We start from the raw sequence: 24,864 nt of genomic DNA on the forward strand, positions 1-24,864 counted from the left end.
GGTGGAGGTATCGCGCGCAACCCGGTGAAGTGAGGTGGTGCCTGTAGAATAGTGGCGTTATGACGAAGACACATGAATCACACGAAGAGCATGCCGTATTCGAACGGCCGTCTCATCATGCCAGAATCATGCGTGGCATCGTCGCACCGGTGTTCGGTTTGCTCGCCGTCGCATGTGTGGTGTTCGGCGCGCTGAACACCACGATTTGGCGCCCGTCAAGCGAGATTGCGGCATCGGCAAAAGTTTCCGGCAGATACGCGATGACGGATCCGGGCGTCCTGTCCATGGTTGCGGAACGCTCCACATTGGTTGTCCATGCCAACTCGTCGAAAACGCGTGTGTGTATCGCATTGTCCACACGAAAAGATGCCGCCGGATGGCTGGCCGGGAGCAAATACACACGCATCACCGGCATGTCGGACTGGCAGACTCTGACCACGTCCACGCAGAGAGCCTCGGGGAGTTCCGCCGCGCAGGACTCGGCCGTTGAATTCGAATCATCGGATATGTGGCAGTCGGTCAAATGCGGCACAGGCAATGTTTCCCTGACATCGCGCGCAACATCTTCAGACGTCATCGCGCTGATTGACACCGGCTCGAATTCTGCCCGCACCTCGGTGACGGTCCATTGGGTGCGCGCGAAGCTTCCCGATTTCGCGACGCCGTTCTACTTCATCGCCGCCCTGCTTGCGTTGATGACTGTTCTGTCCGCATCCGTATTCGCGATGCCGGACACCAAGCGCCGCAAGGTCCCCGGCGAACCCAAGCCGAAAGACCCCGATGAAATCAGCTTCTCGGAGGCGCTCGCAGGGAGCCTGAGCATCATCAAACGCACGTTTGCACCTCGTAAGAGCAATAAGCCCAGGAAGCGTCATGCCCCAGGGGCGGCGGCGCAATCCGCCGTCGAATCCTCAGACCAAGAGGAGCATCAGGCAACGGACGACTCGCCAGCTGAGGGGAACGGGCAGGTTGTTGCCGAACCGGTGGTGGTCGATCCGATGTCGCGCAATCTTGTGGCAGACATGCAACAGCGGATCGAACCGGCTCAGACGGCGTCTGCGCCCGTCGCCTTCCAGCCGCATAAGCATTCGCGTCACGCCAGGCATGACGGACAGTCGCAGCCGGTGCAGGAGCAGTCCCAAGCCGCGCATTCGTATGCTTCGTTGCATAATGACACCGTCTGGTATCCGGATGGGGACATCGATTTCGGCAGCGCTGGGCAATTTGACCACAACGCATCGTCCTCGCAGCCGGGGGCGGAGGAATCGCAAGCATCCGTGGCATCGCAACAGGACGGAGCAGAGAATCAGGCCGCCGACGGTACTGCACCGGAGGCGGACGAATCCCGCCCGGCAACGCTCCGGCATGCACGCACCCATGCCCCGGCACCGGTGAACGCCGAAGCCACATCGGTCATCGATCCGAAGGAATTGCAGGCGTATTTCGCACGGTGGGCGTCGCAGCAGGAGGAGACGGACGGGGGTTCCGCCGACGGCGACGATAATGACGAAGAATCCAAGGAGTAGCATGACCTCACGTATCACCAAAGCAGTGACGGCAGTGCTCGCCGCGGCTTGCCTGATGACGTTCGCCGGATGCGAGGGACAGGTTCCCCAGCCGGCGGCCAGCGCCGAGCATACGGACAAGCCGGATGTGACCGAAGCCCAGGAGAAGAAAATCCGCGCGAACATCCTCAAAGTCGTGAACGCGGCGAATGAGGCGAAAAGCGTGGACGGGCTCGATACCCGCATGTCCGGGCCTGAACTGGCCATCCGTACCAGCGAAATCACCATCGCCCAATCCACAGGGTCGCTGGATGCGAAAACCAACATCCCTTCCAAAATGACGCAGGCCGTCATCCCTACGGATTCTGGATGGCCCCGTTCGATTTTCACCATCACAACCACCACGTCCGACCAGCAGTCCCAGCGTCTGCTTGTGATGGTTCAGGACAGCGCGCGCAGCAATTACAAGCTGTGGGGCGTAGCACGACTCTTCCAAGGGGCGAAGCTGCCGAAGTTCGCCATTCCCTCAATCGGGGCCCAGATGGGCACGGCGAAAGACACCGGTCTGGTGACGACGCCTGAAAAGGCGGTCGCCGAGTATGCTGATGTGCTCCAGAACGGTTCGGCGAGCAAATACGCTTCGAAGTTCGCCGACGATTACTTCCGTCAGGAGCTCGCCAAGCTGTCCCAGACGGTTCAGGAGGGCATGGAACGCAATGCGGGCACGCAGCAACAGACCTTCCAAGCGGCTGCCGGCCAGATCAAGGTCATGCGCTCGAGCGACGGCGGCGATCTCGTAGTCGCGCAGATTAATTCGGAATGGACTCGTCAGGCGGGCGAGGGGCGCGAGTCTCAGCCAGCGTCGGACTCCGAAAAAGCGCTGTTCGGGAACGGTACCGCCACCAGCACGATGAAAGTCACGTATGTAAACGTTGTCGCCATGTATGTGCCGCCGGCCGGTTCGCATCAGAAGATCACCGCGGTGGGCGCGGAGCGTCAGCCGGTCAAGGTGGAGGCGCTGTAGCGCAGTATTGCTCGCCGGTTTGTCTGTCCGGCGGGTTGTTGCTGCGGACTGCATGGCAGGCGCACCAGGATGCGGGGAAATCGCGCGTATCCCGGTGTCAGGGATAGCACGCTCCGGCAGAATGCGGGCTTTAGCTTCGCGAAGAAGGTGACGCGTACGACGTGGCGTCACGGTATCTTGAATGGTATCGAAGGATTGCCAGTCGACGCTGCCGGTCGGCGTCGCTAGGCAAAGGATCATGGAGGCGACATGGCAGACCAGAAGTTCAACCCGGGTATTTCGCTCGCCGGGGCGGTTGATCTTGAATCGATGCAGCATCAGGTGGCCGCGGAACCGGGGCAGGCAGGCGGGGCTCCTTCCGCCGGGGGGTATGTGATCGACGTCACCGAGAACACCTTCGAAGCGATGGTGCAGACGTCGGCGACATTCCCGATTCTCATGCTGCTGTGGACTCCCAGCGACGACCGTCTCTTCCCGATGGCCAAGGCGCTCGGCGACGCCGTCAACAAGCTCAATGGCCAGATTCAGCTCGCACGTATCGATGTGTCGAAGGCGCAGAGCATTGCGCAGGCGTTGCAAGTGCGCGGTGTGCCTGCACTGTTCGGGTTGATCGGGGGGCGGCCGATGCCTCTGCTGCAGGGTCTGCCCAGTGCTGAAGAGCAGCAGCAGCTCGTTGACCAGGTCATTCCGAAAATCATCGATGTCGCGCATCAGGCGGGTGTCGCCGGCTCGGCGCCGTATTCCGGCGATCCGGATGCCGATGCCAATCAGGCGGCGGATGCGAAGACCGAGAGTGTGCCGCCGCAGCACGCCGAGGCGCACCGGCTTGCGCAGGAGGGTGATTATGCCGGTGCGGCAGCGGCGTACGAGCGGGTGTTGGAATCAGATCCGCAGGATACTGTTGCTGCGCGTGAGCGGTCGAAGGCCTTGCTGCTTGCCCGTTCCGGTGCGGCTGATGTACGCGCGGTCCGGGCGGCTGCGGCGGAACATCCTGATGATGTTGACGCCCAGTTGGCGGTCGCTGATATCGACATGATCGGCGGACAGATTGAGGACGCGTTCGGGCGGCTGCTGGATTATCTGGCTGCCGGTCACCGCGACCAGATTGAGCCGGTGCGCAAGCGTCTGCTCGAGTATTTCGCCATTCCCGAGCCGGGCGATGAGCGGCTGAAGCGCGCACGTCGTCGGCTGGCAACGCTGATGTACTGAGTGTCGGCGTGCTGCGGTGCGGGGTGCTGACGCGTCGGCGTGCTGAGGCGCTGGCGCGCATACGCGCTGAGGTGCCGGTGAATTGATACGTCGCAATGCCTGCGCATGAGGCGCGGACTCCATCGGGTGCGTGCGCTTACGGGTGCGTTTGCGCATGTCGTCTGCACATGTCGGTATAGTGGAGGGCCGCACGGGTTTGTAGCTCAGTGGATAGAGCGTCTGTCTCCGGAACAGAAGGTCGTGGGTTCGAATCCCATCAAGCCCACAGAACAAGCCGTCGCGCCAGTGTTGCGCGGCGGCTTCACTCGTTTCTGGCGTGTTTTTCTATACGCCTTTTGACATGTTCTTCAGTCAAGCCATTCAGTCATGCTCGGTATATCGGAATCAAAGCAGATAGGAACCAAGGTGTATAGGCGTATGGGCACGGGCGTTCTTGCTTGAGATGCGTTCTGTCTAGTTGCGTATGCGGTGACATACGCGACCTGATGGAAGGCACAGAAAATCGGCGGCATTTCTTGGTATCTGCCGGTTCACGTATGTCTGGGCATACGCGGCGCCGCGATACCGGTACACGAAGGCTTCCGTGCGCCTGCTTGCGGCGCGCGGCGCATGTCTCGGCATACATGCGATTGACAACGCCCTGGTCACGCGGTGGGCTCAGCTGCGTTCCCGGCAGCCGGCGAAGACATGGGGCAAGTTCACCATGCCCTACCACGCCCACGCACAGCTGGTCTGTCGATTGGACTTGCGGGAGAATTCGGCGGATGCCGGAATCTGTGTCTGAACTCCCGCGCGAGGTGCGGGAATCCAGTGCGATTCGGTTTCTTACGAGATGATCTCCCATGGGAATGGTTGGAATTCCGCGATTCTTGATAACCGGCGTTGGAGCCGATATCGGGAGAATTCGCCGGATTTGAATATTCGTGGCTGATCTCCCGCGAAAAACCGGGAGTTCACCTGTCTACGGCCGGTCTGCGAGTATTCTCCCATCAGTCGCGCGGGAGAACATACGTATCCAGTCATCTACGCGGGACGTCCCACTCCCGATTGATTACTACACGACGCGCCTGCTTTCGCGAGGGTGATGTTTCTTGGGTTCGGCAGCACTCGAACAGCCGCGTTTCGCATGCACTCGTTGTCCCCGCGTGCCGCTGGCGTTGTCCTGCGTGCCTTGGGCGGCAACTGGGATATTCCTGATGGTGATGGCTGACTCACCGCTGCGAGGCCAATCAGCGGGGTGTGCCATGCCGTGGTCTCAATTTCTCCCGTTCGGCCTTGGTTGCCGAGAGTTTTTTCGAAAAATGTCTCAATAACTCATGACGAACGCCTGTTTGGGTGAGATATTGAGATTTGGCGGCAGATCGGGGGAGATGAGTGGATTGAGAAATTCCCGGAATTCCAACGATTCCTGACTGCTGCCCGTCTGTGATGTCGGGTGGGGAATCTGAAAAACTCGCGGAATCGGGCTTCGGCGGCGAGATATTGAGATTGGATTCCGAAAATCTCTGAGATTCCGCGGGATTGCAGAGACTTGAGATTTGGCGGGGTACTCGGTGTGTGTCGGAATGCGCGGTGAGGTGTGCACCGGGTTGTGTGTGCCGGGTTGTGCCTGGTGGTGTGTGCGGTGTCCGGTGATGTGTGGCGGGTTGTGCGCTGGGTCGCATCCGGCGAGTGACTGTATTCCGGCGAGTGTCGTGTCCGGCGTGTGGATATGCTAGGCTGGCGAATGAAGGGTTTTGGCGGCAACGGGGATTGCCGTCCGATTCGCGAATCCGAGCGTCTGCCGGCATATGAGGCTTGAGGGGAGCCGAATGCGGTTGATGCGGCTCGCGGCGGGCCATGACCGTTCATCTGGTATACGGCGGGGAGCGTGCCGGCACCGGAGAATGCAAGCCCATTGGGGAATAGTGAAAGCGGCGGCGTTCCGGCGTTGTGCTTTCTGTTGTTTTGGGGGGAATGATGAACCGACTTCGATTCGTCACGATAACAGCGGTGACGTTGGTCATTGCATTGATGACACTTGCCATCTCGCCTGGCATCGCCATGGCGGGCATAGGCTCGCAGGGCGCGGGAATATCCGGATCAGGCGGTCCGATGCCCGACAATGACGCGTTGTTCCTGTTCGATAACAAACAGTATGGTTCCACGCCGGCACAGGGGTGGGGTGAAGCGTCAATCGATCATGCATACCAGTCCTTGGTGCGCAGCGGGGTGCTGTCCACATGGGCAGGCAACAAGCCGAAATTCTACGGGTCATGCCGTGACGCGGTTTCGCATGCCATCGCGGATCGCAGCGATGGCGAAGCGACGCAAGCGCGTGTCGTGGGAGTCGCGCTGTCATTGAAGAACAAGAATCTGTATGGCACCAATCCACGGGATTTCCGCGCGCGTTTCGATACGAATTGGGGCAGGCTCGCAGCCGACGGTTTGGGCAACGACCTCATTGGTTGGGACGGTGGCTGGATTAACCGGCTGCGATACCAGTTCAACGAGCAGATTGAAACGACCGGTCGCGCGTATCCGGCTGGAGTCCAGGTGGTGTGTGTTGCGGCCAACGAATTGCAGCCGACGGCACAGTATCCGCTTTCGGTCACTACGCAGCAGCAGGCTCCGGAGGGCATGAGCGTCGGTGACACTGCGCCGGTTCACGACACCATTGTCACCAATGCAGGCGGCTCACCAGTCAACGAACAGCTGGACGCACAAATTTTCCTGAATTATGACGGGCATCCCGCCGGCATTCATCCTGCCCGCGCAATCGGCAAAACCATGCGAGTGCCGAATGCGGGAACCGGGAAGTCGCCGCAGTTCGTGCCCGCTGATTTCGGATGGGACGGCTGGCAGGAAGGCAATTACTGGTTCGACGTCGTCGTGCCGAAACAAGGCTGGATGGCCGCAGTGGTGAACACTGAAGACCGGCAGGCATCTGAAAGCTTCCGCGTCGGGTCGCGAGCCCCGGCCGCCCCGACCAAGAGCATCGACGACGGGGTGAGCGCCGACGGCATGACCAACCGCACGAATATCGTGACAGGAACCGGACGTGGAGGCTACCGCCTTGGCATCGTCGATACGATTACGCCCGGCGACACGTCGTATCAGGTAGGCGGTTATCAGGTTTCCGATATGACCGACGGAACCGATCGTACCGCCGAATTCACCTTCGACTGGAATAGGGAGGCGCACACCATCAGCGCGCAATGGTCCGCAGGGACGGGCATGTTGCCGCAGGACCATGCCCTCCGCTTCTCATTCGACGTCACGGTCAGCACGCCGGGACACGGATCGGTCAAAGACATCGCCACCGTGCATTGGAATGATGAGCCGGGGCAGAATACTGAGGATCGGCAGTTCCCCACGTGGAAACCGCAACCGGATACGGTATGGGCGTTGCGCGGTGATGACGGCGAATGGGATGCGGTCATCGACCCCGACCATGGCAATGCGGTCGGAGCCGCCGGGCGCTCGCTACTGGACGGCGACGCCGTGGCGGTCGCCACCAATGCCGCCATCCCGGCTCATCTGGTTGAATCCCCGCAACGTCTGGAGCTGACAACCGGCTGGGCGCAGGCGGATTACCTGTTCGACCCGGACGGTGAATCAGCGGTCCGCGTGTATCAGGCGGATACGGCACACGAGCGGGCATCCGGCGTGTTCGATATCGCGCGCAAGGGTAAGGACGTGACGGGCGAATTCACCATCAGCATCAAAGACGGCACTGCGAGTGCGGTCGCCTCGCCGGCTTATCTCAAGTCAGTCCAAGGATTGGGCTCCCATCGCCAACTCACCTTGCTGGTGCCGGGACGAATCAATCTGGCGCACGGCAAGGGCGCGGTCCAGGCGCGCAAGGATTACCAAGCCAAGGACGGGCAGGCCATGCAATTGTGCTCGCAGACGCAGGGCGCAGCGTTCAGTGCCGATGGGTCGCACACGGTCAACGCGCACCGCGTCGAGGCGAACAGACCGCCGTTGTGCGCGTACGTGCCTCCCGCGAACAAGCAGGTGCTCGCCCACGCGTCGCACGGCGGGAATCGCGCATCGATCGATCAGACCAAGGCGATGCCGGGACAGCGCGTCACCTATGCGCTCAGTGCTGACATCACCCCGGAAACGGGGCTTGGATATCGGCTCGAGCATGTCGAAGTCGTGGATGAATACGACCGGTATCTCGAACCGGATGAATACAGCGTCATCGTTCGCGACAAGGCGACCGGCACCGTGTTCGGACGGCAGCATTACACCGTGGATTGGGATCGGGGCAATCACCGGTTCCGTATCGTGTTCAACCGTGCCACAATCGACAGAACCTGGAATAACACTCAGACGGCACCCAAATTGCTGGTCGAGTTCGATGGTGTCGTGTCTGAGCATGCCCCGGCGAATCGGCTTATCGGCAACCAATGGACGCTTGGGCTTAACAATAGTGTGACCCCGTCGAACCGAGTCGTGATCGAGCCGCCGCGCATCACTCCGGAGAAAACCGTGACCCAGGCAGACGCGAGCATCGTCATTGACGGGCGGACCGCCTTGCTAGGAGACACCATCTACTACCGGGTCATGCTTGACGCGTCCGATCTGCAATCCGGCGCCTATGCCGTTCAGCGTCTGGGCGTCATTGACGATTACGACGAACGCTATCTCACCCTTGACGCCGACCGCATCAGCATAACCGACGAACAAGGCAACGATTGCACGAAGGCCTTCAACATCCAGGACGTGGGAGGTGCGCTCTACGCGTTCTTCGCGACCGTGGACACGGTGGATCGTACGACGGGGCGGGTCATTACCGCCCGGCAGCCGGATGATCTGAAAGTCTACGCATCCGCTTCGCTTGACCCGCATGCAGACCCGTCAATCGACCAACAGGTGCTCGGGCAGCGGTACGAGCTCGTGCTGCCGATGACCGTCACCGCGGTCGACGACGGTGTCACGGTGCGCAACACCGCCACCCAAGTCACCGGAAGCATCCGCACGGATACGCGGACGGTCATCACCCCATTGCAGCCTGTGAATCCGGCGAAAGACGTGGTCATCGCCATGCGTGGGGAGAGTGTTAATGGCGCCGATGTGCCGTTGCATACCACATTCCTGTATCGGCTGGATTCTTCGGACCTGCCTGCCAATCGGGCATACGACATTGCTTCGTGGAGTATCGATGACGATTATGATGAGCTGCACGATGTGTATCTCGGCCAGTGGGCGGTCGTCGCGCGGCATGACGTGGTTATCGACGGCGAGACGATTGCGGCGGGAGATATCATCGAACGGCATCTGGATGGTGAGCTGTCTGGCGGTTCACCGGTCGATGCGGTATCTGGCGGGGACGGTACCGACGGCAAGAGCGAACCGCTATTTGACGTCCGTGAGCAATCCGGTACCATGCGCATCGCATTGACAGGGCGGGGCGCACGCGTGCTAGGAGGCCGGGACCATGCAGCGGGATGGACGATGTTCATCCAGATGCAACGCATCCTGCCGGGAGAGCACATCACCAATGGGTTCACGGAAACCGTCAACGGGGTCGAACGGGCATCCAACGAGGTGTGGACGCGCACCATCTATGAGCGTGGTGCAATCGAGCTGGTGAAATTCGACGAGGCCTCAGGCGAGCAGAATGGCGACCGTGACACCGCCGAGCAGGCACTCGCGATCACTGGGGAGGAAACGACGCTGGTGTTCCGCATTCGCAATGTGGGAGACGTGCCGGTGACCGGATTGCAGCTCAACGATACCGTCACGACCGGCAAAGCGTCGGTCGGAGCATGGCGGTATCCGGCAAAATGGGACGAATTGGTGCTTGAACCCGGGCAATCCGTCGATGTGACCGGTGTGCTCACGGGCGTGGATGGCGACCACGCGGACCATGCCACAGTCACCGCGTCAACGGTGGTGACCTGCCCGTTGGTGGACGACAACCCCTTTGACGATCAACCGGCGGTCAAGCAGGAGGGCGTATGCAGGGGTGATACTGTGCGTGCCGAGGATTTCTGGCACGGCAAGCGAACCGTGCTAGCCAATACCGGCGCTGGGTTCGTTCCAGTGGCGGCCTTGGGTTCGCTCGCGGCGGCGTCCGCAGCGGCAATGTTCGCCTTGACGGTGATTCGCCGCCGACACCAGTGATGCCGGTGACACGGTGATGCCGGTGGCGTCCGAAACGCCGGGCATCGGCGATTTGGAGTCGCTCCGGTTCGCAATATGCCGGATTGGCGCGGGCGGGCGGAATCGGCATATCAGGGGGTGAAACGGTGACGCTCCCGGCGATCGCGCCGGGAGTACACTGAGCGCCAACGGCCCGGTTCTGCCATGGAACACTCGTGGTCAGACTGTGCGACAACGCGACCAGACCGTGCCGTCCGGCGATCGGCCGGCGTGCTTCACAACATGTCACAGGGAAGGCAATCCACATGAGCGAACTGATCAAGGTCACATCTGAACATGCCCCGGCTGCGCTTGGTGCGTACAGCCAAGCCGTCAAGGCGAACGGCTTCGTCTTCGCCTCCGGGCAGCTTGGGCTCGATCCGGCCACCGGGAAGCTTGCGGGCGAAACAGCAGGCGAACAGGCTGCGCAGGCGTTGAAGAACATCGCTCACGTGCTTGAAGCCGCGGGAACCGATATCGCGCATGTGGTGCGTGCCACCATCTATATGAAGCATGTCGAGGATTTCCACGAGATCGATGCCGCCTACGCCGCGGTGTTCAACGGCGACATCAAGCCGGCGCGTGTGGCGTTCGGCGGCAATGATCTGCCTGCCGGGGCGCTGGTGGAAATCGACGCCATCGCTGCGCTGTAACCCATCGGGGCCATCACGCACCGTCGGGGCGTCCGGGCGTTCTCCCGCCCGGACGCTACGGTGGTGGCGTAGAGCACCGCACATGATAGGGGGCGGCGGACGAGCATGGACATCGCCCGCCGCATTCGCCAGAACACCGTAAACAGGAGCATCAGGCAGAACTGTGACAACCAAACGTGAACCCGTATCGCGACACACCGCAGACGAATCCGTCCATACGGCGGACGCGCCGGAGCACGCCGGTCGGAGCGGTTCCTCCGCCCAAGATACCCAGCTTGAACGCAATATGGAATCACGCCATCTGACGATGATTTCGCTTGGCGGTGTCATCGGCACTGGCCTGTTCCTCAGCTCCGGGTACACAATCCACCAGGCAGGTCCGCTCGGCGCCATCCTCGCGTACCTGATCGGTTCGGTGTTGGTTTACTGCGTGATGCTCTCTCTGGGTGAACTGTCGGTCGCCATGCCGTATGCCGGCAGCTTCCACTTGTACGCACGCCGGTTCATCGGGCCGGGTACCGCGTTCACCATCGCCATCCTGTACTGGCTCAACTGGGCGGTGGCGCTCGCTTCCGAATTCACGGCGGCCGGCCTGCTCATGCAGCGCTGGTTCCCGCACTCGCCCGCATGGGTGTGGAGCGCCCTGTTTATCCTTGTGGTGTTCACGTTGAACATCCTGTCCGTGAGGCTCTACGGCGAATCGGAGTTCTGGTTCGCCAGCATCAAGGTGTTCGCCATCGTCGCGTTCATCATCATCGGATTGCTGGCGATCTTCGGCATCATCCCGATTAAGGGGTACAGCCACGCGCCCCTATTCTCGAACTACTACCGTTCCGGCTGGTTCCCCAACGGGGTCCTGCCGGTGTTCTCCACACTGTTGACCGTCGTGTTCGCCTTCTCCGGCACTGAAGTCGTCGGCGTCGCGGCGGGAGAGACCAAAGATCCCGATACGGCGATTCCGAAAGCCGTACACACCACGGTGTTGCGCCTGGCGATTTTCTTCATCGGGTCAATCGCCGTGATGGCGGCGCTGATTCCGTGGAAACAGTCGGGCGTGGACACCAGCCCGTTCGTGTTGGTGTTCCAGAGCATCGGCATGCCGTTCGCCGGCGATGTCATGAACTTTGTCGTGTTGACCGCGGTGCTGTCCGCCGCGAACTCCGGACTGTACGTCTGCTCGCGCATGGTGTGGTCGCTCGCCAAGGAACGGATGATTCCGCAGGTCCTCGCGAAAACGAATTTCCATGGGGTTCCGGTCTTCGCCGTCCTGGTCAGTCTCGCAGGCGGTCTGCTCGCTCTCCTGTCCAGCGTGGTCGCCGCCTCGACGGTCTATCTTGCTCTCGTGGCGATTTCCGGTTTGGCGACTTTGGTCGTCTGGATGTCGGTGGCGGTGTGCCATATCCTCTTCCGCCGCGAACTCAAACGTTCCGGGAAAACCGTTGATTCGCTCGCCTACCATGCCCCCGGCTACCCGGCGGTGCCGATTATCGCGATCGCCATGTGCCTGTTCGCGCTGGTTCTGGTGGTTGCCGACCCGTCGCAACGCTCCACGCTGCTGTACATGATTCCCTTCGTAGCCCTGTGCTACGGCGTGTACTATCTGCGGGCGCGCCTGACGCGCGGCAGCGACCGGCACGACGAGGAAAACATCCCGGATGTCGTCTGACATCCGGACGTCGTCTGACGGTCCGGCCTGTAGATTGTCCGCGATGGCCACGCTCAAATGCGCGATGACGGCGATTGCGGCGGTTGCGGCGGCACTTGGCCAACGCCCTCGCTAGACTTTGAAGAATGAATCCAGAAGCGCTCAGTGAACTCATTTCCGATATTGCCCATGATCTGGTCGTAGCCGGTGAAGCCGGCAGCCTGACCGAAGATCTCATCCCGCCGGTCGAGAAATTCGCGGTCATGCGCCCCAAGGACCGTAGCCACGGCGACTGGGCGTCGAACGCCGCCATGCAACTGGCCAAGAAGGCAGGTATGAAGCCGCGCGATTTGGCGCAGCTGTTCGCCGCGCGCCTGCAATCGGCAGACGGCATTGCCGCCGTCGAGGTCGCCGGCCCCGGCTTCATCAACATCACGCTTGACTCCGCATCCGCTGCGGCGGTCGTGGACGCCGTTCTCGAGCAGGGCGCGCAGTTCGGCCGCAACAACCACTTGTCCGGTCAGACGCTCAACTTGGAATTCGTCTCCGCGAACCCCACCGGCCCGATTCATATCGGCGGCACTCGCTGGGCGGCGGTCGGCGACTCCATGGCCCGCGTGCTTCAAGCCAACGGAGCCAAAGTCATCCGTGAATACTATTTCAACGACCACGGCGAGCAGATTAACCGCTTTGCCAAGTCTCTGGTCGCCGCGGCCCACGGCGAACAAACCCCGGCAGACGGTTACAAGGGTGCCTATATCGACGAAATCGCCCAGCGTGTGATTGAAGAGGCGAAAGCCGACGGCGTGGATATCCTCGCCCTGCCACGTGTCGACGGCGGGAAGAACGAAGACGGCGAGCCGCTCGGCGAAGGCGATTCCGAACAGCGCGAGGAGTTCCGCAAGCGCGCGGTCCCGATGATGTTCGCTGAAATTCAGGAATCCATGAAGAACTTCCGCGTGCATTTCGACGTGTGGTTCCACGAAAACAGCTTGTATCAGGACGGCGAGGTCGAGCGTGCGATCGCCAAGCTGCGCGAACAGGGCGACATCTTCGAAAAAGACGGCGCCACCTGGTTCGCATCCACTAAACATGGCGATGACAAGGATCGCGTCATCATCAAATCCGACGGCAACTACGCGTATTTCGCGGCCGATATCGCCTACTACTACAACAAGCGTCATCGCAAGACCGACCCGGCTGACGTGGCCATCTACATGCTGGGCGCCGACCATCACGGCTATATCGGCCGCATGATGGCCATGTGCGCTGCCTTCGGCGACAAGCCGGGCGTCAACATGCAGATCCTCATCGGCCAGCTGGTCAACGTGATGAAGGATGGCAAGGCCGTGCGCATGTCCAAGCGCGCCGGCAACGTCGTCACCATTGACGATCTGGTCGATGCAATCGGCGTGGACGCCTCCCGTTACTCGCTCGCCCGCACCGATTACAACACGAGTGTGGACATTGACCTCAACCTCCTGGCCTCCCACAGCAACGACAACCCGGTGTACTACGTGCAGTATGCGCACGCCCGAAGCTGCAATGTGGACCGCAATGCGGCCGAGGCTCAGATCGACCCGACCGTCGCCGACCTTGCCCTGCTTGACACCGAGACCGACGGCGAAGTGCTCGCCGCGCTCGCCCAGTGGCCGGCCACGCTCGCCCAAGCCGGCGATTTGCGCGCCCCGCACCGCATCGCCCACTATCTCGAGGAGCTCGCCGCCGCATACCACAAGTGGTACAACGTCGAACGCGTCGTGCCGATGCCGCTGACCGACCTCGAAGAGCGCAAGCCTGAAGCTGAACGCGAGGCCCTGCGCATCGCCAAGAACCCCGAACCGGCACGCGCCGCCGCGCGTCTGAAGCTCAACGACGCCGTCCGCACCGTCATCGCCGCAGGCCTTGACCTGCTGGGCGTCAGCGCACCGGAGAAGATGTGATATGACTGAATCCAACGCACCAACCACGCCAACTGCAGGACTGGGCCAGGTATGGCCGGCAGGCTGCTCAATCGACAGTGACGGCGCTCTGACCTTCCACGGCCGCAGCGCGCAATCACTGATTGACGAGTTCGGCTCGCCGCTGTACGTGATGGACACCGATGACATCGATGCCCGCGCGCACCACTTCGTTCATGCGGCTGCCACCGCGTTCCCCAACGCCACCACCCACGTGAGCTTCGCCGCCAAGGCGTTCATGTCCAAAGAAGTGCTGCGCCTGGTAACAAACGCCGGCATGCTGGTCGACACCTGCACGATGGGTGAGATGCGCATCGCGCTCGCCGCAGGCGTTCCCGGACGTCGCCTCGTGCTGCACGGCAACAACAAGTCGGATGAGGAAATCGAACTCGCCATCCGCGAGGGCTTCGCGAAGATTGTGGTTGACGCCCCTGACGAGCCGGCGCGCATCGCGCGCATCGCCCACCGACTGGGCAAAACCGCACGTGTCATGTTGCGCGTCACCACCGGTATCCACGCCGGTGGCCACGAATACATTTCCACCGCGCACGAGGACCAGAAATTCGGTATGTCCCTGCTGCCCGCCGGCACTGACCCATCCGCGCTCAATGTGCTCGACGACCTGATTGCGCAGGAGGACGAACACACGCCAAGCCGTGCAGACGCCACAGCGCACACCGGTCAGGACATCCATACGGTGGGACACAGCGGGCAGCGCGACCTGCAATATGATATGCGCTCGCCCTACGACCTCGACGCATCCGGCATCAGCAAGCAGGACGCCGCGCTCGCCGAAGCCATGGACCTGGTCGCCCGCGGTCCGGCGCTTGCCGTGTTGAAGGATCTGTACCGGTATCCCGGAGATCTGGAACTCGTCGGCATCCATTCGCATATCGGCTCGCAAATCCATGACGCGAACGCGTTCATCGAGGCGGCCAAGCGCATGATGCTGCTGCGCAAGACCTTCTACGCGACTGATGCCTACACGCTGCCGGAAGTCGATTTGGGCGGCGGGTATTCGGTGGCGTACACCGAAGGCGAGGACTCGATGGACATCGACCTGGAGCTGGGGCGTCTCGCTTCGGCGGTCACCGCTATCAATCGTGCGCTCGGCATGCCGATGCCGGTCATCTCCTTCGAACCGGGGCGCTGGATTGTCGCCCCGACCTGCGTGACCCTGTACCGCGTCGGCGCCATCAAGCACGTCGGTTTGCCCGAAGGCACCACAGCGAAGGACGGCTCGCCGATTAGCGAACGCGCCTACGTGTCGGTGGACGGCGGCATGAGCGACAACATCCGCCCGGCGTTGTATGACGCGGATTACACGGCTCGCGTGGCCAACCGGCGGGGGAGCGCCGACACCATGCTGTCGCGCGTGGTCGGGATCCACTGCGAGTCCGGTGACATCCTCGTGCATGAATGCCAGCTGCCGGCGGACCTCAAGCGTGGCGACATCCTCGCCGTCCCCGTGACCGGCGCGTATGGCCGAGCGATGGCAAGCAATTACAATCAGGCGTTGTTCCCTGCAGTGGTGGCGGTCAGCTCGTCCGGGGCGCATGTGATGCTTCGCCGCCAGACCATCGACGACCTGCTCGGCTACGATCTGGGCTGATCGCCCGGATCGTCATCGGGAGTGTATGAGGGCCGCATCGACCGTGGAAGTCGGTGCGGCCCTCGTCGCAATTGCGGTTCGTGAACGGTATCCGGCTGCGGTGCGAGTCACAGGTCGCATGGCACGCATATTCGGCGAAACGTCAGCTTGTCCCGGTACCATGGGCAAGGATGATGACGACGCATCGCGGCCCCGCCGGCATCTGGTGCAGTGGCTGCGAGCTCACGGGAAGGATCCACTGTGGTACAAGACAATCAAGCCCCCATTCGCATTGCGTTGCTTGGCGCGGGAACCGTCGGCTCGCAGACCGCGCGTCTGCTGGTCGAGCAGCATGACGAGCTGGTTCACCGCATTGGCCGCGACTATAAGATCGTCGGCATCGCCACACTTGACCCGGTCAGCGACCCGTGGATCGACCAGTCCCTGCTCACTCGCGACACCGCGGAGCTGTGCACCCGCGCCGATATCGTCATCGAGCTGATCGGCGGCATCGAGCCGGCACGCACCTTCGTGCTCAAGGCCATCGAATCTGGCGCCTCGGTCGTCACCGCCAACAAAGCGCTGCTCGCCAAGCATGGCCAGGAAATCTACAAGGCCGCACGGGAACACGGCGTCGACATCTTCTTCGAAGCCGCGGTCGGCGGGGCAATCCCGATTGTGCGCCCGTTGCGCGAATCCTTCGCCGGTGACAAGATCAACAGCATGCTGGGCATCGTCAACGGCACCACAAACTACATCCTCGACGAGATGACCACCAAGGGCCTCGACTTCGACGTGGCGTTGCACCAGGCGCAGGAGAAGGGCTATGCCGAGGCGGACCCGACCGGTGACATCGAAGGCTATGACGCCGCGAACAAGGCCGCCATCATGGCGACGCTCGCATTCCACACCCAGGTCGGCATTGACGACGTGTCCGTTGAGGGCATCACCAAGATCACCGCGGCCGATATCGCCGCCGCGACCGCCGAGCACAAGGTCATCAAGTTGCTCGCCGTCGTCGAACATAACGAAGCCGGTGTGTCCGCACGCGTCTACCCGGCCCTCATCGATGAAAACCACCCGCTCGCATCCGTGCACGGCAGCTTCAACGCCGTGTTCATCAAGGCGAAGGAAGCCGACGACATCATGCTGTACGGCCGTGGCGCGGGCGGCGCACCTACCGCTTCCGCCGTTGTCGGCGACGTGGTGATGGCCGCGCGCAACATCGTGTCCGGTACCACCGCTACTGGCATCCAGACGTACAACACCCTGCCGCTTGCCCCGGCGGACGCGTCCAAGGCGGCGTTCGCCGTGCGTTTCCTCATCCACGACAAGCCGGGCGTACTCGCCTCAATCGCCGAGGAATTCGCGAACCACGGCATCTCCATCAACGGTGTGAACCAAGACCTCCAGCCCACGCAGCATGATCCGGGCTATTCGGGCGAGCTGCAGCAGCTGCGCATCGTCACCCATCTGTGCGACGAGGTCACCCTGCGCAAGACCGTGGACGCCGTGTGCAAGCTCGAATGCGTTTCCGGCGAGCCGTCCATCCTGCGCGTGCTCGACTGAACCGAAGCCGCGCAACCTGCGGCGCCGATGCCGGCTGATCGTGCACGCCACGTCGGCCGGCATCCGAGATTTTCCACAACCAACGCACAACCGACAATCGGCGGATCAGGCGGCACACATGCCCCACCGCCCGCGGAAGGATGACCATGATCCCCGTAGCCAAGCAAGTTCATGTTCAGGTACCGGCGACCAGCGCGAATCTGGGTTCCGGATTCGACACCATCGGCCTGGCGCTCAACTATTACGATGAGCTGACCTTCACATTGAAGGACGACGCCGACGACCACAGCGTCACCGTACTCATCGACGGCGAGGGGGAAGACACGCTGCCGCGTGACGAGACGAATCTCGTGGTTTCCACATTCCGTAAAGCGTGCAACACGCTTGGATTGGAAAGGCTCGGTTTCACGCTTGAAGCGCATAACCGCATCCCACAGGCTCGGGGCATGGGGTCATCCGCCGAGGCGATTGTGGCCGGCATTTCCGCCGCCGCGGCATTCGCCCAGAAAGGCGACCTCAACCGTGACGCGGTGTTCGAACTGGCCGCCACCATCGAAGGCCACCCCGACAACGTTGCGCCGGCTGTGTATGGCGGTTTGACGGTGTCTTGGGATTACCAGACGCCGGAAGGCGTCGGCTCCACCCGCGTGCCGGGAGGTGAGCCGCTCTCCAGCGGATTCCACACCGTGAACTATCCGGTCAGCGAGAACATCCACGCTTCCGTGTTCGTGCCGGACTACGAATTGTCCACTGAAAAGGCACGTCAGGCCTTGCCTGCATCCGTGCCTTACCATGACGCGGTGTTCAATGTGTCCCGCGTCGGCCTGCTGCCGGGGGCCATGAATCCCGGAGTTCTGCATGGCAGCCTTGACGCGAACGCCATTCTGTTCAGCGCCACCCAGGATCGCCTTCATCAGCCATACCGCAAAGACCTCATGTCCCCCTCATGGGAACTGATCGAATCGCTGCGCGACCACGGCTATGCCGCGGCGGTGTCCGGAGCAGGTCCGTGCGTGCTGGTGCTGCATTACGGCGACGCCCGCGCTGACATCGAACGGATCGCCGGAGACCAGCTGGCTTCCGGGCATTGGCGTGTGCTGCATCTGACGGTTAACACCACCGGCGTGACCGTTCGGCGCGCCTGATCCGGCATCGCCCGCCCAATGTCGTGTCCTGTCCCTGTTGACGGTTCGGATTCGCGCCAGCCACGACGGCAGAATATGGCAGATATGCGTGGGAAATACGTGCACACCTGGAGGCGGCTTCGGCGCCAATCGAATCGGAGGTATGAACAATGACGATATCGATCATTCTGGCTTCCCAATCCAAGCCTCGACGTGACGTGCTGTACGCCGCCGGGATTTGCCCGACCATCAAGGTCTCGCATGTTGACGAGCCTGCCGCGTTGGAACAGGCTGCCAGCAAGCTCAGCGTGCCCGTCGAGCGGCTTGATGTCGGCCACCGTGTCGCCATCCTCGCCCGTGCAAAGGCGAATGCGGTCTACGAAGCATACCGTGCGGTCGCTGACACGTCGAAGGCGGCGAGGGGCGAGCGTGTGATCGCCTACCCGCTTGAAGCCGAAGAAGTGCGCGCGCAACGTCGTGCGGATGAAGAACTCTCCGCTAACGCTGCAGCAACCCCTGCCACATCCGGTGCGTCTGCCGCATCCGGCTCATCCGACGCGGCCGCTGGCCAACCGGCTTCGGTGGTCTCAAGCGCCATCACCCGCGATTTTTCCGGTATCACCCCGCCTACTCGTGTCGAACCGATCGACACGCCGGTCAATGGCAGTGAAGGGCTGAACGGTTCCGGCCCCGGCCCGTTGATTGTCGGTTGTGATTCGATGTTCCTGTTCGACGGTGAATGCTACGGCAAGCCGCATGACGAAGCTACGGCACGAGAACGCCTCCGCCGTATGCGCGGGCGCAGCGGGGAGCTGTGGACCGGCCATTGCGTTATCGATTTCGCCACTGGCCGGGCGGTCCAGGATGCGAGCCGCGCGGTCGTATATTTCGGCGATTACACCGACGAGGACATCGAACGCTACATCGCCACCGGCGAGCCGCTTGAGGTCGCCGGGTCGTTCACGTTGGAGGGCTTCGGCGGCGCGTTTATCGACCGGATCGATGGCGACCCGCATGGTGTCATCGGCATCAGCCTGCCGTTGTTGCGTCGTCTCGTCAGCAAACTTGATATCAGCTGGACGGATCTGTGGAATGTCAAACCGCATGCTCCGAATCCGGAAGAACTGGATCAGCACCCCGACAGCACCCCACCTCCGGTGGAGAATGTGCACCAGCCCGGTGATGGCTGGGTTTCCTGCGCGTGCGGACGCCGGCATTGGGGTACGCACGGGGCTGCGGGAATCCTGCTCGCCCGGCGGGATGCTGCGGGCGAGGTCACGCACGTGGCCATGCAACATCGCGCCAAGTGGAGCGCGGAAGGCGGCACTTGGGGCATTCCGGGCGGCGCAATCGCCGACAACGAGACGCCGATTGAAGGGGCGTTGCGCGAGAGCTTCGAGGAAGCGAACATCACTCCGCAAGATATCGAGGTGGTCGGCTCTTACCGCGAGGACCATGGCCCGTGGGCGTACACCACGGTGTTCGCCTTCGAAAAGCCCGGTCATGAGGTGCATCTGCGGGCGAACGACGATGAAAGCATGGAAATCGCCTGGATCCCGATCGACGAAGTGACCGACCGCAAACTCCTGACCGCGATGCGCACCGACTGGCAGCGCTTCTCAGACCGTCTGCACATCCTGTCCGCCGCCAACCAAGGCCGCTGACGCCACTGCCACAAGAACTGGGGCTGAGGTAGCACCAGAATTCAGGACAGCAGCGCGGCCACGATTGCGATGAAGATCGGGCTGGTCAGCGTACTGAGCAGGATGCCGTCGCGCGCGAAGGTGAGTCCCACGTTGTAACGCGCCGCATAGTTGTACACGTTCTGGCCGGTCGGCAGAGCCGCGAGCACCACGCACGCGTACAGGGTCGCGCCGCGGAAGCCCATCACGTAGTACGACAGCAGGAACGCGATGATCGGCATGACGATGTTCTTCAGCACGGCGACGGTGACGGTCGCCGGCACGTCGCTCTTGTTCTGCATCGGCTTGGTGCCATGCAACGACATGCCGAAGGCCATGAGGATCATCGGTACCGCGGATTCGCCGATCATGTTGATCGGGTCGTAGATGAAGTCAGGAATGATGAAATGTCCGGTTTTCGCGGTGATCGCCGAGACGATGATTCCGCCGAGCGATCCGATGAGCAGCGGCTGGTGCAACGGCTGCGACAGGATGCGCTTCATAGATACCTCGCCCTTGGTGGTCACATCTAGCACGGTCAGCGCCACCGGGGTGAAAATCGCCTGCTGCATGACCAGGATCGGCGCGACCAGTGCGGGATTGCCGAGAATGTATGTGGCGATTGGCAGGCCGATGTTGTTCGAGTTGAGGTAGAGCGAGTTGAGAGCGCCGATGGTCGCGTCCGCGGCTTTCATGTGGAAGAACAGCCGGTTGAGGATCAGGAACACCAGCCCGACAAGCATGGCAGAGAAAAACGCCACGAAAATCGAGGAATGGAAAATCGCGAAAATCTTCTCCTTGGACAGAATCGCGAACATCAGGCAGGGGCTGGAAATGAAGAAGCTGAACCTGTTGAGCACCATCTGCGCGCTGGACCCGCCGATCTGCATGCGGGCGGCCACATACCCGACTGCGATCACGATGCCGATCACGCAGAATCCCTCCATGGCGCTCAGTAAACCTGGCATTCCCACCTCTCCCGTCTTGTTGTTTGTCCTGTCTGACGCTCCAAGCCTTGCGGCCCGCATGTCCGCTATCCGGACACGGTTGCGATGCCGGTTCCGCGTTTCGCATGGTAAGCGTCATCGGCGACGATGGCCTTCCGGCGTGCGTCTCGACTCCAGTATCCGCCTTTGCGGTGTGACGCGTGCCCATGGTCTCGTATCACGGGCATCGCATGCAGGGCGCCAGTAAACGCACTGGAAAAACGGGAATCTGAGACATTCCGTGCAGGCATCCATGACCTTTGCGATGATGGGACATGACGAAATAGACGGGTATTGGCGGTGGCGTGGGTTGCGAGGCGCATGCCGATCTTCCCGATTGGCCTTCCCTGATTGACGGAGGATGACATGACAATGACGGATAACGGTGGAAACGACAGCGAGACCGAGCGGATGCGTACCGAAATCGAGCGGATGTTCACGGATATCATGAACCGGTATTCCGTCAGTGACGACGAAGGCCCGTTGGCTGACGAAGTCGAGGCGTTCCTGTCCCGCCAACCGCATCTGACGGTGCGGCGGCATGGCGATACCGTGGTCGCGTCCACGAATCTGGGCCGGGAACGCAGGGTGGTCCTCGCCGGGCATCTGGACACGGTCCCGGTGATCGACAATTTCCCGCCGCGCTGGTTGGAACCAGGCGATCCGCTGATCCGCGAGGACATCGCCGCCGCCTATCCTGGCGAACGAGTGATGTGGGGCCGCGGTGCCACTGATATGAAGGCCTCGGATGCGGTGATGCTGTATCTCGCGGCGAACCTCAAGAATCCGAAATACGATCTCACCTTCGTGTTCTACGACCATGAAGAAGTCGCGGCGGAGAAGAACGGTTTGCGCAAGGTCGCAGAAAGCCATCCTGATTGGATCCAGGGTGATTTTGCAGTGATCGGCGAGCCGACGGATTGTGGCATCGAAGGCGGCTGCAACGGAACCATCCGTTTCGATGTGATCACGCACGGTGTGGCGGCGCATTCGGCCCGCGCATGGATGGGGTCGAACGCGATCCACAAAGCCGCGGCGATTCTCAACGCGCTCAACGATTACACGCCGCAGGACGTGACCGTGGATGGGCTGACATATCGTGAAGGCGTAAACGCTACACTGATTTCCGGCGGCAAAGGCACGAATGTGATTCCCGATGAATGCCGCGTCCATGTCAATTACCGTTTCGCACCTGACAAGACGATTGTGCAGGCGAAGGCGCTGATGATGGGTGCGGACGCGGGCGCCGAACTGGGCAACGGCGAGCATGTGGCGACCGGCGGCATGTTTGCGGGCTTCGGTATTGAGATGAAGGACGAGTCGCCGAGCGCACGCCCCGGTATGGACGATCCGCTCGCCGCCTCACTCGCCGCGTTGGTCAAGGACCGCACCGGCCGCGATCCGCAGGCGAAGCTTGGGTGGACTGATGTTGCGCGCTTCGCTCAGCTCGGCGTCCCGGCGGTCAATCTCGGGGCCGGCAGCCCGCTGCTCGCCCATAAGCATGATGAGCAGGTTGCTGCCAGCGAATTGACACGTATGGCATCCATCCTGCTGGATTGGCTGGCGTAGCCCCGCGTTGGCCCGCACATGCTCCGTGCATTCCCCGAGTAGTCACCGAGTAATCGCCGCAAAACCCCTGCACGATCTCAGTGTGCGCTCAGCGCAATCCCGGCGTATTTGCGCGTGACCAGGACATAATCGCCGCAAGCGCGAACAATACCGCCGATTTTCCGACTTGTGCGCGAGCTTCGCATTTTTTGTGTCATACTTGAGTGTGACGGTTCTGCAACAGCCGTCATGCGTTTGATGGCGTCGATCCCCTCGCAATCCGGCTATGGTGGCCAATGCGAGCGCCGGTGTCCGCCGTCGCGCAGCTAGACTTTTGTATGCATTGCCCCGTATGGGCGCGAATGGTGCGCGGCCGCGGTGAGAGCGCGGTGTGACCACTGTGCGGGGCCGGGAAAAGGCGATATGGCTGCAGCATATCGCGAGGAGCATTGTGCCCAGAACAGAAGAACAGGGCTTTGCGGACGATTCGAATGAATCCCGCGAAGCGCAGCAGCAGACCAACACGACTCCAGCATCGGCACAGCATCAGGCGGCTTCGTCTGAGACGTTCTCTGCCCCGGTTCGCCGGCGTCGCGGAGGCCGTCGTGTCGTGCGTGGCGCGGGGGCCGCAGGCGCGGACCTTGCGCTGAAGGTTGAGGAGCATCCCAAGCCGTTGTTCGAGGAACCGGTGATTGATTCGACTCCCGCGCGCAATACCGCGTCCGCGGACAACGGAGCGGAAGATGCCGAGATGGACGGGGAACAGCACGCGCTGCACCGTGGCCGTCGCAGGATTTCCCGTGCGGCCGGGTCGCAGAGTACCTCAACGAGGTCCCGTCGTCGCGCCCGTATCGCGGCCGAGGATGAGCCGTCCGCGCAGCCTGCTGCGGATACGGCCGCACTGGGTGGCCATGGCGTAGCCGACGCGGAAACTCCGGAAGAGCGCGTTCAAGATGCACTTGATTCGTTGTCACACGAGCATGGGGACGCCGCGCCGTCCGCCACTCGGACGCGTCGCCATTCCAAGCCGATGACGTCCCTACTCTTCCAGGAGCCGGTTCTGCCGTCGCGTCAGTCTTCCGCGACATCCGCCGCGGATGCCGAAGACATGGAATCCGGGGATGATTCCGACCGTCGTGATGCGCGAGACGCGCGTGATGAACGTGACGAGGAACACGAACCTCGCCGTACCCGCCGTACCCGCTCGCGTCGTGGTCGCAGCCGTGGCGAAGACGATGCGGAACGCGATGGCGAACGCTCCAATCAGAGCGCAAACTCGCGTGACGGTCGTGACGGTCGTGATGGTCGTGACGAGTCCGCCGCCGACGATCGGGAAGAGGACGAACCGCGTCGCGGCCGCCATTCCCGCCGATTGAATGCGCAGGAGCGTCGTGCGGCCGCGGAGGTTGAACAGATCGAGGAAGACCTCGAATATGACGACATCGCCTATACCCCGATCACCGAAGTGATGTCCGGCAATCGCAACGCCGACGGCTCGCGCAACGACGACCATGCCGATGACGATGAGGACGCCCAGGGCACCCGCACCCGTCGTCGCCGCCGTCGGTCGTCCCGTGAGGAGTCCGAGGACGACAACGAGCAGATCCTTGAAGTGCGTCGCCGCCATCGTGACGAGGACGAGGATACGACGGTCACCCGTCGTCGCCGTCGCCGCCGTTCCGGCAAGGGCGTGGAGGAGACCGAGGAGCCGGTCCGCCGCTCCCGCAAGCAGCAGTACATCGACGAGATCACCGATGTCGAAGGCTCCACGCGACTCGAGGCCAAGAAGCAGCGCCGCCGCGACAACCGTCGTGAACGCAGCCGCCAGAACCAGATCATGGAGCAGGACTTCCTCGCCCGCCGCGAGCATGTCGACCGGCTCATGGTGGTGCGTGAGCGCGGCCACCATACGCAGATCTCGGTGATCGAGGACAATGTGCTGGTCGAGCATTACGTCTCCGACATCCAGGAGGTCGCCACCGTCGGCAACATCTATCTCGGCCGTGTGCAGAACGTGCTGCCGAGCATGGAGGCGGCGTTCGTGAATATCGGCCAGCCGCGCAACGGCGTCCTGTACGCCGGCGAGGTCAACTGGGACACCACGCGTCTCGAAGGTCAGCCGCGCCGCATCGAGCTCGCCTTCAAATCCGGCGATCCGGTGCTCGTGCAGGTCACCAAGGACCCGATCGGCCACAAGGGTGCGCGTCTGACCTCGCAGGTCACGCTCGCCGG

At 62.1% G+C, this 24,864-nt stretch carries 13 protein-coding genes, 1 tRNA gene and 1 pseudogene; 14 read left to right on the forward strand and 1 reads right to left on the reverse strand.

Going from position 1 to position 24,864, the window contains the following annotated elements; all coding sequences use genetic code 11:
- Nucleotides 1-59 precede the first annotated feature (59 nt).
- From ACI38B_RS03145 to ACI38B_RS03200, 12 genes are all read left to right on the forward strand, one after another.
- Complete coding sequence (locus ACI38B_RS03145; RefSeq protein ID WP_439729489.1) at nucleotides 60-1,526, forward strand: hypothetical protein; 1,467 nt, start codon at nucleotides 60-62, stop codon at nucleotides 1,524-1,526.
- Nucleotide 1,527: 1 nt separating this feature from the next.
- The gene (locus tag ACI38B_RS03150) at nucleotides 1,528-2,529 is read left to right on the forward strand and encodes a hypothetical protein (RefSeq protein ID WP_439729490.1); all 1,002 of its coding nucleotides are present in this window, start codon (nucleotides 1,528-1,530) and stop codon (nucleotides 2,527-2,529) included.
- A 249-nt stretch (nucleotides 2,530-2,778) separates the two neighbouring features.
- The gene (locus tag ACI38B_RS03155) at nucleotides 2,779-3,738 is read left to right on the forward strand and encodes a tetratricopeptide repeat protein (RefSeq protein ID WP_439729491.1); all 960 of its coding nucleotides are present in this window, start codon (nucleotides 2,779-2,781) and stop codon (nucleotides 3,736-3,738) included.
- 192 nt (nucleotides 3,739-3,930) lie between these two features.
- Nucleotides 3,931-4,003, forward strand: a tRNA-Arg gene (locus tag ACI38B_RS03160).
- Nucleotides 4,004-5,694: 1,691 nt separating this feature from the next.
- Nucleotides 5,695-9,855: an LPXTG cell wall anchor domain-containing protein gene (locus ACI38B_RS03165; RefSeq protein WP_439729492.1), complete on the forward strand. Its 4,161-nt coding sequence runs from the start codon at nucleotides 5,695-5,697 to the stop codon at nucleotides 9,853-9,855.
- Nucleotides 9,856-10,139: 284 nt separating this feature from the next.
- Nucleotides 10,140-10,526 (forward strand): RidA family protein, encoded by a 387-nt coding sequence (locus ACI38B_RS03170; RefSeq protein ID WP_439729493.1) that lies wholly within the window; start codon nucleotides 10,140-10,142, stop codon nucleotides 10,524-10,526.
- Nucleotides 10,527-10,812: 286 nt separating this feature from the next.
- On the forward strand, nucleotides 10,813-12,192 hold the full coding sequence (locus tag ACI38B_RS03175) for an amino acid permease (RefSeq protein WP_439729526.1): 1,380 nt from the start codon (nucleotides 10,813-10,815) through the stop codon (nucleotides 12,190-12,192).
- 125 nt (nucleotides 12,193-12,317) lie between these two features.
- On the forward strand, nucleotides 12,318-14,114 hold the full coding sequence (argS, locus tag ACI38B_RS03180) for an arginine--tRNA ligase (protein ID WP_439729494.1): 1,797 nt from the start codon (nucleotides 12,318-12,320) through the stop codon (nucleotides 14,112-14,114).
- A gap of 1 nt (nucleotide 14,115) precedes the next feature.
- Nucleotides 14,116-15,744: a diaminopimelate decarboxylase family protein gene (locus ACI38B_RS03185; protein WP_439729495.1), complete on the forward strand. Its 1,629-nt coding sequence runs from the start codon at nucleotides 14,116-14,118 to the stop codon at nucleotides 15,742-15,744.
- A gap of 240 nt (nucleotides 15,745-15,984) precedes the next feature.
- Nucleotides 15,985-17,292, forward strand: a complete 1,308-nt coding sequence (locus ACI38B_RS03190) for a homoserine dehydrogenase (RefSeq protein WP_439729496.1) — start codon at nucleotides 15,985-15,987, stop codon at nucleotides 17,290-17,292.
- A gap of 146 nt (nucleotides 17,293-17,438) precedes the next feature.
- Nucleotides 17,439-18,437 (forward strand): homoserine kinase, encoded by a 999-nt coding sequence (gene thrB / locus ACI38B_RS03195; RefSeq protein WP_439729527.1) that lies wholly within the window; start codon nucleotides 17,439-17,441, stop codon nucleotides 18,435-18,437.
- Between the two features lie 149 nt (nucleotides 18,438-18,586).
- Nucleotides 18,587-20,080, forward strand: a complete 1,494-nt coding sequence (locus ACI38B_RS03200) for a Maf family protein (protein ID WP_439729497.1) — start codon at nucleotides 18,587-18,589, stop codon at nucleotides 20,078-20,080.
- 41 nt (nucleotides 20,081-20,121) lie between these two features.
- Here the strand turns inward: ACI38B_RS03200 and ACI38B_RS03205 are convergent, their stop codons facing one another.
- Nucleotides 20,122-21,066: an AEC family transporter gene (locus ACI38B_RS03205; protein ID WP_029575764.1), complete on the reverse strand. Its 945-nt coding sequence runs from the start codon at nucleotides 21,064-21,066 to the stop codon at nucleotides 20,122-20,124.
- 429 nt (nucleotides 21,067-21,495) lie between these two features.
- Between ACI38B_RS03205 and dapE the strand changes: the two genes are divergently transcribed.
- Complete coding sequence (gene dapE / locus ACI38B_RS03210) at nucleotides 21,496-22,653, forward strand: succinyl-diaminopimelate desuccinylase (RefSeq protein WP_439729528.1); 1,158 nt, start codon at nucleotides 21,496-21,498, stop codon at nucleotides 22,651-22,653.
- Between the two features lie 430 nt (nucleotides 22,654-23,083).
- A pseudogene (locus ACI38B_RS03215) lies at nucleotides 23,084-24,864 on the forward strand (Rne/Rng family ribonuclease); the annotation flags it as partial.

The sequence above is a fragment of the Bifidobacterium sp. genome (genome assembly GCF_051876855.1).
GTDB lineage: Bacteria > Actinomycetota > Actinomycetes > Actinomycetales > Bifidobacteriaceae > Bifidobacterium.

What these genes read in the sequence shown, in the direction of transcription:
- ACI38B_RS03145 (WP_439729489.1), top strand. Translation starts at nt 60, where the DNA reads ATGACGAAGACACATGAATCACACGAAGAGCATGCCGTATTCGAACGG.
- ACI38B_RS03150 (WP_439729490.1), top strand. Translation starts at nt 1,528, where the DNA reads ATGACCTCACGTATCACCAAAGCAGTGACGGCAGTGCTCGCCGCGGCT.
- ACI38B_RS03155 (WP_439729491.1), top strand. Translation starts at nt 2,779, where the DNA reads ATGGCAGACCAGAAGTTCAACCCGGGTATTTCGCTCGCCGGGGCGGTT.
- ACI38B_RS03165 (WP_439729492.1), top strand. Translation starts at nt 5,695, where the DNA reads ATGATGAACCGACTTCGATTCGTCACGATAACAGCGGTGACGTTGGTC.
- ACI38B_RS03170 (WP_439729493.1), top strand. Translation starts at nt 10,140, where the DNA reads ATGAGCGAACTGATCAAGGTCACATCTGAACATGCCCCGGCTGCGCTT.
- ACI38B_RS03175 (WP_439729526.1), top strand. Translation starts at nt 10,813, where the DNA reads ATGGAATCACGCCATCTGACGATGATTTCGCTTGGCGGTGTCATCGGC.
- argS (WP_439729494.1), top strand. Translation starts at nt 12,318, where the DNA reads ATGAATCCAGAAGCGCTCAGTGAACTCATTTCCGATATTGCCCATGAT.
- ACI38B_RS03185 (WP_439729495.1), top strand. Translation starts at nt 14,116, where the DNA reads ATGACTGAATCCAACGCACCAACCACGCCAACTGCAGGACTGGGCCAG.
- thrB (WP_439729527.1), top strand. Translation starts at nt 17,439, where the DNA reads ATGATCCCCGTAGCCAAGCAAGTTCATGTTCAGGTACCGGCGACCAGC.
- ACI38B_RS03200 (WP_439729497.1), top strand. Translation starts at nt 18,587, where the DNA reads ATGACGATATCGATCATTCTGGCTTCCCAATCCAAGCCTCGACGTGAC.
- ACI38B_RS03205 (WP_029575764.1), bottom strand. Translation starts at nt 21,066, where the DNA reads ATGCCAGGTTTACTGAGCGCCATGGAGGGATTCTGCGTGATCGGCATC.
- dapE (WP_439729528.1), top strand. Translation starts at nt 21,496, where the DNA reads ATGCGTACCGAAATCGAGCGGATGTTCACGGATATCATGAACCGGTAT.